Below are 7,752 nucleotides of genomic sequence, written 5' to 3'. Positions count from 1 at the left end.
CGGCCCAGCGCACCCACGTCAGATACGGCACACCGGCGGTCACGCACGAACCGACCCGTGCCACACAAACGGTGGCACGCCGTGCAGGGGCCGAGGTGTTGAGGTGAATCCGTTAAGAGGCGTGCGGAATGACCCTTCAAAGTCAACCACGTCTTCGCGCCACAGGCGGTGGAGCAGGTTGTAGTTCTCTAGGGCCAGCGGCAACCCTTGGCGAATGTCTTGTCCGAACCACGGGTATACCGGCGCCGTGTTTCCGCGTCCCAGCATGAGGTCCATGCGCCCGTCACTCAGGTGCTGGAGCATGGCGTAATCTTCAGCGATTTTCACCGGGTCATTGGTGGTGATCAGAGTTGTTGACGTAGAGACCTTCAAGCGCGTTGTCTTCGCAGCGATCGTGGCCAACAGCGTGGTTGGGCTTGACGACACGAACGGCGGATTGTGGTGTTCACCGATCGCGTAGACGTCGAAACCGGCTTCTTCCGAAAAAACCGCCTGTGTGACCAGGTTGCGAATCCGCGCCCCTTCGCTTGGGGTTTCTCCCGAAACGGGGTCACGGGTCACGTCACTTACTGAAAACAGCCCGAACTCCATGGCACCTCCATCACGCACATAGTTGATACTTCAATCAACGCTGTCTGCCGTGATTTGTTCCCTTTCGCGTCGCGCGCAATGTGATTGACGGAATCGATATCGACCATTCAACTTCCGCTCGAGGGATCACTTCCCATTCTCAATGAGTTAGGTTAGCCTAAGCTAAGTTAAGCATTGGTTGTTCTCCATGAACGACAGGAAAACAGGAAGGGCCTTGGCCATAAATGGTCGCAACTGATTTCGATATCGCCGTAGTAGGGCTTGGCGCGATGGGATCCATGGCGCTGTGGCAGATTACTCGCTTAGCACCGCACGATTCCATCGTTGGAATCGAGAGGTTCAAACCGGGCCATGACAGGGGATCTTCTCACGGAGGATCACGAATTTTCCGACGCACTGTATTCGAAGGGTCCCACTATGTTCCTCTCGCAAGTCGCGCACTCGAGTTGTGGGACGAGCTCGATAAATCATCCACCTCACAGTTGCGCGTTCAGGCTGGAGGCTTAACCATCGGTGCTACCGATAGCGACTTTCTGAATGACGCTCAACGGGCTGCCCAAGCGGGCGGAGCAGAAGTGGAGTTACTCAGTCGCGAAGAATTACGCGCGAGATTCCCCCAACATGCGCTCTTTTCAGACGACTGCGGCCTGTTTGAACCGAACGCCTGCGTGCTTCATCCCGAGCACAGCATTCGGGCCGCCGTTGAATCTGCTACGCATGCAGGCGCCACATTGTTAACCGACGCACACGTCACTTCTCTCGCTGCACGGAAATCTCACTGCGTTATCAGCACGTCAACCCACACCATTACTGCTCGCCGCGTCATCGTAGCCGCGGGCGCATGGAGCACACAGCTCCTCCCAGACGAACACATACCGATCCGGGTACAACGAACTGTCCCAGTTCACTTCCGCACATCGGCCGACCATACACATGATTACGGCCCACAACGCTTTCCGCTCTTTATCCGCGACAGCCGTCAGATCAACCTCTGGGGAATTCCTGACGTTGACGGACGGGGAGTCAAGATCGGCGTAAAAAACGCCCAAAAACCGTGGCTCGCCGAGGTCGAACACAACTGGACACCTGCTCGCCCCTCCGATATCGCCCCTGTGATCGAGGCATGTGCCCAAGCTATTCCAGAACTCGCAGATGCACAGACTTCGGGGCATCCATGCATGAATGCACGAACACCCGACGGCCAATTCATCATCGGCCCCGCACAGAACTACCCGAACATCACGGTTCTGGCAGGGTTCGGCGGACAAGGGTTCAAGTATGCACCCGCTATCGGCGAACTTGGCGCTCTCCTTGCTTTGGATAGCTCAACTGAGACCGACATCTCGGCATTCTCACCCACACGTCTGCGCCACCTTCGCTGGCGCACGCCCGCAACACCCTTATTCCAACCAACCGAGGCATGATCACCATGACACAATCAAAACACTCGTCCATTAGGACCATCATCGCCACCATTGTGGCCCTCGTTCTTACCCTCACGGCCTGCTCACCACAGAAATCGGCCGATTCCGCTACCGGCACCCAAACACTGACCGACGCGCTTGGTCGAACCGTCGAACTACCTAAGAATCCGGACCGGATTCTGCTTGGTGGGCAGCGAGAGTTGTACACCACGGCCATCCTTAACCCGGACAATCCTCTCGACAAGATCGTCGCTTGGCCCAATGATCTGCTTGAGAATGACCCCGACACCTACCACGCATACGCCGAAAAGTTTCCAAAGCTCAAAGAGATACAGACGACAGGCGAAATCTGGGACAACTCATTTTCACTTGAGCAAGCACTGCAAACCCGACCGCAAGTTTTCGTAATCAGCGCTTCAAGCTTTAAAGCCGCTGAAGAAGCAGGCATCATCAGCGGTTTTGAAAAGGCTGGAATCCCAACCGTCGTCATTGACTACTTTGTTGAACCAATCAAGAACACCGTGCCAAGTATCCGGATCATGGGTCAACTGTTTGGACAGCAACAGCGCGCTGAAGAATTCGTCAAGTTCTACGAAAGCAAAATCAAGAATGTCACCGACACGTTGGAACGCACAAAGCCTCAGGAACAACGCGTTTTTCTATGGCGCGCCCCAGGCTACTTTGACTGTTGCCAAACTTTTAAAGAGTCTAACCTCGCAAAAATTGTCACGGCAGCAGGAGGCACGAATCTAGGTGACAACCTGCTCAGTAGCCAACAGGGCACCCTTTCGCCAGAAGCAGTAGCAAAAGCGGCACCCGATGTCGTCATTGCAACAGGAGCAAACTGGTCAAGCGAGTCAAGCCCCGCAAAGCCGGGCACGTATGTTCCTCTCGGATATTCAGCAGACCCGAAGAGCGTAGCCCAAGAGTGGAAAAAGGTACTTGAAAAGCAGACTGTCATCAACCAAGTTCAAGCGGTGAAAAGCAAGCGCGCGTATGTTGCGTGGCATCACTTCTACGACTCCCCATACAACTTCCTTGCCGTCGAATGGTTTGCACAAGCAATTCATCCACGCGAGTTCGCGGACCTAGAGCCCGAACGAGACTTCCAAGAGCTACACACACGTTTTCTCCCCGTTGATGCAAACGGAACGTTCTGGACAGGTCTACCGTGATTCTTCATAACAGAACATCAGCTGAACAGGGCGCTTCGGTACATGCTCATATTCGCTCTACACAACGACGCTTGGGCGTCCTCGGTCTGCTTGCCACACTTCTTATTGTTGCGGGATTTGCAGATGCTTGGATTGGGGGTGCCCCAATGCCCGCCGAGGCATTTTTCCATGCGCTTATAAGTCCAGCGACCAGCGAAAAAATCGATACCCAAATCGTTTGGGATGTGCGCTTGCCCATGACCGCAACAGCAATAACCTGCGGCGCCGCCTTGGCGATGTCCGGAGCACAGATGCAAACAACCTTAGGAAACCCCCTGGCAGAGCCGTACACACTCGGCATCGCCTCGGCGGCAAGTTTTGGCGCATCATTGGCGGTAGTCACGGGATTCGGTTCTACCGCACTTGGGTCAGTCCTGGGCGTCGCAGGATCCGCTTGGGTATTCGCCATTATTGGCTATGGCATCATCCTGGGAATCGCAAAACTACGCGGCCCGAGCGCCGAAAGCATGATTCTTGTGGGAATCGCCATCGTGTTCTTTTTTGACGCACTCCTGGCCCTCATGCAGTACATGGCATCCGTTGTGGAACTTGAGCAGGTAGTCTTTTGGACGCTTGGCAGCTTGACCCGTGCGACATGGCCACAAATCGCACTCATGGGAGTCATGCTGACGATTGGGGGATTCTTTTTTGTCTCAAAGGCGTGGACACTGACCGCCTTCCGAATGGGAGACGATCGCGCCCGCTCGATGGGCATACCTGTAGAACGCACACGCTCGCAGGCCCTACTAGTAGCTTCGTTATTAGCTGCGACCGCAGTATCTATGGCCGGAACAATTGGTTTTATCGGGTTGATTGGCCCTCATATAGCCCGGACTTTGGTAGGCGAAGATCAGCGATTCTTCTTGCCTGCTTCAACCATGACTGGCGCATTGCTTCTTACCTCTGCATCGATGGTGGCAAAAATCATTCAGCCCGGAGTAATTCTACCCGTGGGAATCATTACAGCCGTTGTAGGTGTACCCGTCTTTCTCACCTTGATTTTGAGCCGAAGAAGAAAGGTTTGGTCATGAATGAACTTACGATCCAAAACGTTTCGTGCAGACGCGGAAAGACTCAGATTCTTCACAACGTCAGCATCAAACCATGTCAGCTCGGATCTGTCACGGCTGTTGTTGGGCCCAACGGCGCAGGAAAGTCGACGTTCTTACGATGTGTGGCAGGTTTGGAAAAGAACTACCGTCCCGCACATCCGGAAGAGATCTTGTACCTTCCACAAGATCCGCCCCCTCCATCGTCGCTGTCAGTTTTTGAATCCGTTTTAGTTGCGCACCAACAAGGAAAATCCGGTATTGGGCATCTTCGCGTTACTCGTTCTGCGCGTTGTCGCGTTCAGGAGGTCATTGAACGTTTAGGCCTAGTTGAATTTGCCAACCGTGCAATGGACCAACTTTCTGGTGGCCAGCGACAACTAGTTAGCCTTGCCCAAGCTGTCGTGAGAAAACCTTCCGTTCTCTTGCTTGACGAGCCAAGCAGTGCGCTCGACTTGCGAAATCAACTCGTCTTGCTCGACCACGTACTGACTTTCGCACGAGAGCAACCTGCCGTCGTGATCGTCGCAATCCACGATTTAAGCCATGCTGCCCGCTTCGCCGACAACGTGGTAGTGCTTCATCAAGGATCGGTTCACTCAGAAGGACCGGGCCACGATGTCATCACACCCCCGATGCTCAGAGATGTCTACCAAGTGCACTCTCGTGTGGATATTTGCCCTGACGGTGGCCTAAGCATCGACGTTTCTAAAGCCCTCTAAGCCGGCTAACCTCGCAAACTACTCCTCGTTCGACACTGCTTCACGGGCGGCCGCGAGCATGCCTTCACGAGTAGCTACCTTGATACGTTCGCGGCCGTGCGGGGCACCGAATGCGCGCTCCGCCGCCTCAAGTCGGTGGATACCTTCCCAGTCGATGAAGTCCACTCCCCGGCTCTTCAGCAGCTCAACAATCGCACTCTCATCCGCGTTGTCTGGCTCCGGCAGTTTCCCTTCGACAAAGTCGGTGATCACGTGCCCAATCGTCTCCAGCGCATCACCCTTGGTGTGACCAATGAGCCCTACCGGGCCACGTTTGATCCACCCCGTGACGTACACGCCAGGGATAACCGGGGCTTCATTCGCTGTCATCTGGCGCTCGCCGTCCACCACACGACCTTCAACGTTGGTGATCACACCCTTACGGGCATCAAACGGAAGCTGTGGCAGAGGCGTTCCAAAGTACCCAACCGCCCGGTAGATAGCGGTCACGTCCCAGTCGTGGAACTCACCGGTCCCGGTAACGTTGCCGGTGCCATCCAACTCCTGACGCTCGGTACGCAGGCCAGTGACTCCAGTTTCTTCGTCACCCAGAATCGACACAGGCGAGTGCAAGAAGTGCAAGTGCAGGCGACGCTTAGCTCCAGTTGGCTCACGGATCGTGAAGTCGGTGAGCGTCTTTGTCACCTGCTTGACCTGGTTAGACTCCTTGATCGACTTCATTGACCCTTCGTCGAACTCAAAGTCCTCCGGATACACAATAATGTCGACATCCTTGACCTGACCCAGTTCACGGATTTCCAGCGGCGTGAACTTGGCCTGGGCAGGCCCACGACGTCCAAACACGTGAACATCGGTCACCTGGGACTTCTTCAGCCCTTGGTACACGTGGTCCGGAATCTCGGTGGTCAACAAGTCATCTGCTTGTTTAGCCAGCATGCGCGCCACGTCCAACGCCACGTTCCCATTACCAATAACAGCCACGCTCTTCTGATCCAGCGGCCACTCTTGGGACACATCTGGGTGGGAGTCATACCTCCTCTGACAGGCGCGACAGCATTGACTACGCCCGTCCCGCCGTGGGACAGTTGCGGTAGTGTCCCACGGTGGGACAGACGGAGGAAGATCGGCATGAAGCAGGAGTTCATCAGCTCAGCGGAGGCGTTCCGTAAGGCTCGGGAGCGTGCGAGTGTGGCCGCAGCGCTGGAGGCAGACACGCTGCACACGGCGATTTACGACGCACGGGAGGCCGGACTATCGGTGCGTGAAACGGCGGCAGCTCTGAGCGTTCCCAAGAGTACGGTGGCGCGACACTGGCGGGAGGGGCATAGGTGCCCTGAGGTTGTACCCGCGTGGGGGAGTGCGGAGGAGTGGAGAGAAGCCCGTGCGGTGGTGTGGTCGCACAATCCGCACGAGAGCGCTGACGATCACGTGCCTTGGGAGTGGAGCCATCACAGCGATGGGACAAGGGAGATTCGACGGGTTCCGTGTGGCGTGGCACAACTCCGTGACTGAGCGCATACCGCACGGGCGGACGGTGGGCGAGACAGCTCTGGGTCCCCTATGGATGGGGAAGGTTATCGGGTGGCTTGATCTGGAGAGTTTTGAACGACAGATAGAATTGGCCTATGCGCCTTCCCGCCACCACGCTGAGAATCGCAGGGGCTGTTTGCTCAGTCGCGCTGCTGGTCGGTTGTACTCCAGAGCCGAACGGGCCGCCTATCGGAGGTCCCGACTCCACCGAGGAGCGGACATACTCCCGCCCCACACCATCGGTGCCACCCCAGAGGACTCCGCAGGAGGGCTGCCCATATTTTGCAGGTGATCGCGACAAATCCTTCCCGATGCAGACATCACTGGGACCTGTCGCACACCAGGTGATCCCGGTCTTCGCGGAGGAGCCCGACTGGGAAAACATCGGATATGGCTTGAATGAGAGCGCACATTCCGGAGATGAGGGCATGGACCCGCACAAGCTGCTTCTCATCGTTGTGCGCGACCCTCAGGACAGCAAGGGCCCGTTGCAGGCTGAGGATCTTGAGGACTTCTCCATCCGGCCCAGCGAGGTTCCAGAAGCTAGTACGACAAGGGTCTGCGAGGATCCGCTGCCCACGTCCGTCCGATTCATTGGTGAGAACACCCCTGACGAAGGGTCCGACCCGGCAGGGATATGGGAAATCACATCGGACGCTGACATTGCGTCTGGTACGGAACAGGTCTTTGCCGCGACGATCGGCGGCGAAGACCTGTTCCAGATCGGAGTCGGTGATCTCAGGCGGCCGCTGAGCGGCGGTGGGAACAGCTTGGTCGAGCGGCCTCCTGCTGTCTCCGATCAGCAGTTCTACTTCGAGAACCGCTGACGCCTCAGTCGGCTTCTGGATACCAGAGCTGTCCGTGGCCTGGGTTGTGGATGAGCTGGTCAACTCCGAACGTACCGGCGGTGTTCCCCACGCAGGTGGGGATGAGCCGGGTTGTCGGTGTACTGGCAGGGACGCTCGGCCGTGATCCCCACGCGAGTAGGGATAAACCGCGCGCAGAAAGTACTTTGCCGTACAAAACAGTGGGCGCTGTGCCTCAGCACAGCGCCCACTGTCATTCACACCAGCTCAGTCATCCAGCCAAGCGTTGGCGAATACGGCTCGCGACACCTCGGGAGCTGGCGGATGGAAGATGCCCGCAGCAGCATCCCGGTACAGACGCGATGCTTCGGCAGCATTCCCGAAGCCCGCTCCCCCAGCACAGTGCAGTGCCGCCT

At 56.7% G+C, this 7,752-nt stretch carries 5 protein-coding genes and 2 pseudogenes; 5 read left to right on the top strand and 2 right to left on the bottom strand.

Going from position 1 to position 7,752, the window contains the following annotated elements; all coding sequences use genetic code 11:
* Positions 1 to 45: 45 nt before the first annotated feature.
* Positions 46 to 591: pseudogene (locus HMPREF3162_RS01605) on the bottom strand (LLM class flavin-dependent oxidoreductase); the annotation flags it as partial.
* A gap of 224 nt (positions 592 to 815) precedes the next feature.
* On the opposite strand from HMPREF3162_RS01605, the gene solA reads away from it, so the two are divergent.
* The 4 genes from solA to HMPREF3162_RS01585 all read left to right on the top strand — a co-directional run bounded on the left by solA (position 816) and on the right by HMPREF3162_RS01585 (position 5,000).
* Positions 816 to 2,015, top strand: coding sequence for an N-methyl-L-tryptophan oxidase (solA, locus tag HMPREF3162_RS01600; protein WP_070776738.1), 1,200 nt, complete (start codon positions 816 to 818; stop codon positions 2,013 to 2,015).
* Positions 2,012 to 3,190 carry an ABC transporter substrate-binding protein gene (locus tag HMPREF3162_RS01595; protein WP_062020203.1) on the top strand — a complete coding sequence of 393 codons (1,179 nt, stop codon included), beginning with the start codon at positions 2,012 to 2,014 and terminating at the stop codon, positions 3,188 to 3,190. Before solA ends, HMPREF3162_RS01595 begins: the two co-directional genes overlap by 4 nt.
* Positions 3,191 to 3,261: 71 nt before the next feature.
* Positions 3,262 to 4,260, top strand: coding sequence for a FecCD family ABC transporter permease (locus HMPREF3162_RS01590; protein WP_209435910.1), 999 nt, complete (start codon positions 3,262 to 3,264; stop codon positions 4,258 to 4,260).
* A complete protein-coding gene (locus HMPREF3162_RS01585; protein ID WP_062020199.1) occupies positions 4,257 to 5,000 on the top strand; it encodes an ABC transporter ATP-binding protein in 744 nt (247 codons plus the stop codon). The genes HMPREF3162_RS01590 and HMPREF3162_RS01585 overlap by 4 nt, the downstream gene beginning before the upstream one ends.
* An 18-nt stretch (positions 5,001 to 5,018) precedes the next feature.
* On the opposite strand, the pseudogene HMPREF3162_RS01580 reads toward HMPREF3162_RS01585, so the two are convergent.
* Positions 5,019 to 6,032 (bottom strand): annotated as a pseudogene (locus HMPREF3162_RS01580) (pyridine nucleotide-disulfide oxidoreductase); the annotation flags it as partial.
* 926 nt (positions 6,033 to 6,958) lie between these two features.
* Here HMPREF3162_RS01580 and HMPREF3162_RS01570 point away from each other — a divergent pair.
* The gene (locus HMPREF3162_RS01570) at positions 6,959 to 7,357 is read left to right on the top strand and encodes a hypothetical protein (RefSeq protein ID WP_141759520.1); all 399 of its coding nucleotides are present in this window, start codon (positions 6,959 to 6,961) and stop codon (positions 7,355 to 7,357) included.
* The last annotated feature ends 395 nt before the right edge of the window (positions 7,358 to 7,752 follow it).

It is taken from the genome of Brevibacterium sp. HMSC07C04 (assembly GCF_001815905.1).
Taxonomy (GTDB): domain Bacteria; phylum Actinomycetota; class Actinomycetes; order Actinomycetales; family Brevibacteriaceae; genus Brevibacterium.
The sequence above is the reverse complement of the archived record's forward strand: the minus strand, read 5'-3'. Positions and strand labels throughout refer to the sequence as shown.

What these genes read in the sequence shown, in the direction of transcription:
- solA (WP_070776738.1), top strand. Translation starts at nt 816, where the DNA reads ATGGTCGCAACTGATTTCGATATCGCCGTAGTAGGGCTTGGCGCGATG.
- HMPREF3162_RS01595 (WP_062020203.1), top strand. Translation starts at nt 2,012, where the DNA reads ATGATCACCATGACACAATCAAAACACTCGTCCATTAGGACCATCATC.
- HMPREF3162_RS01585 (WP_062020199.1), top strand. Translation starts at nt 4,257, where the DNA reads ATGAATGAACTTACGATCCAAAACGTTTCGTGCAGACGCGGAAAGACT.
- HMPREF3162_RS01570 (WP_141759520.1), top strand. Translation starts at nt 6,959, where the DNA reads ATGGACCCGCACAAGCTGCTTCTCATCGTTGTGCGCGACCCTCAGGAC.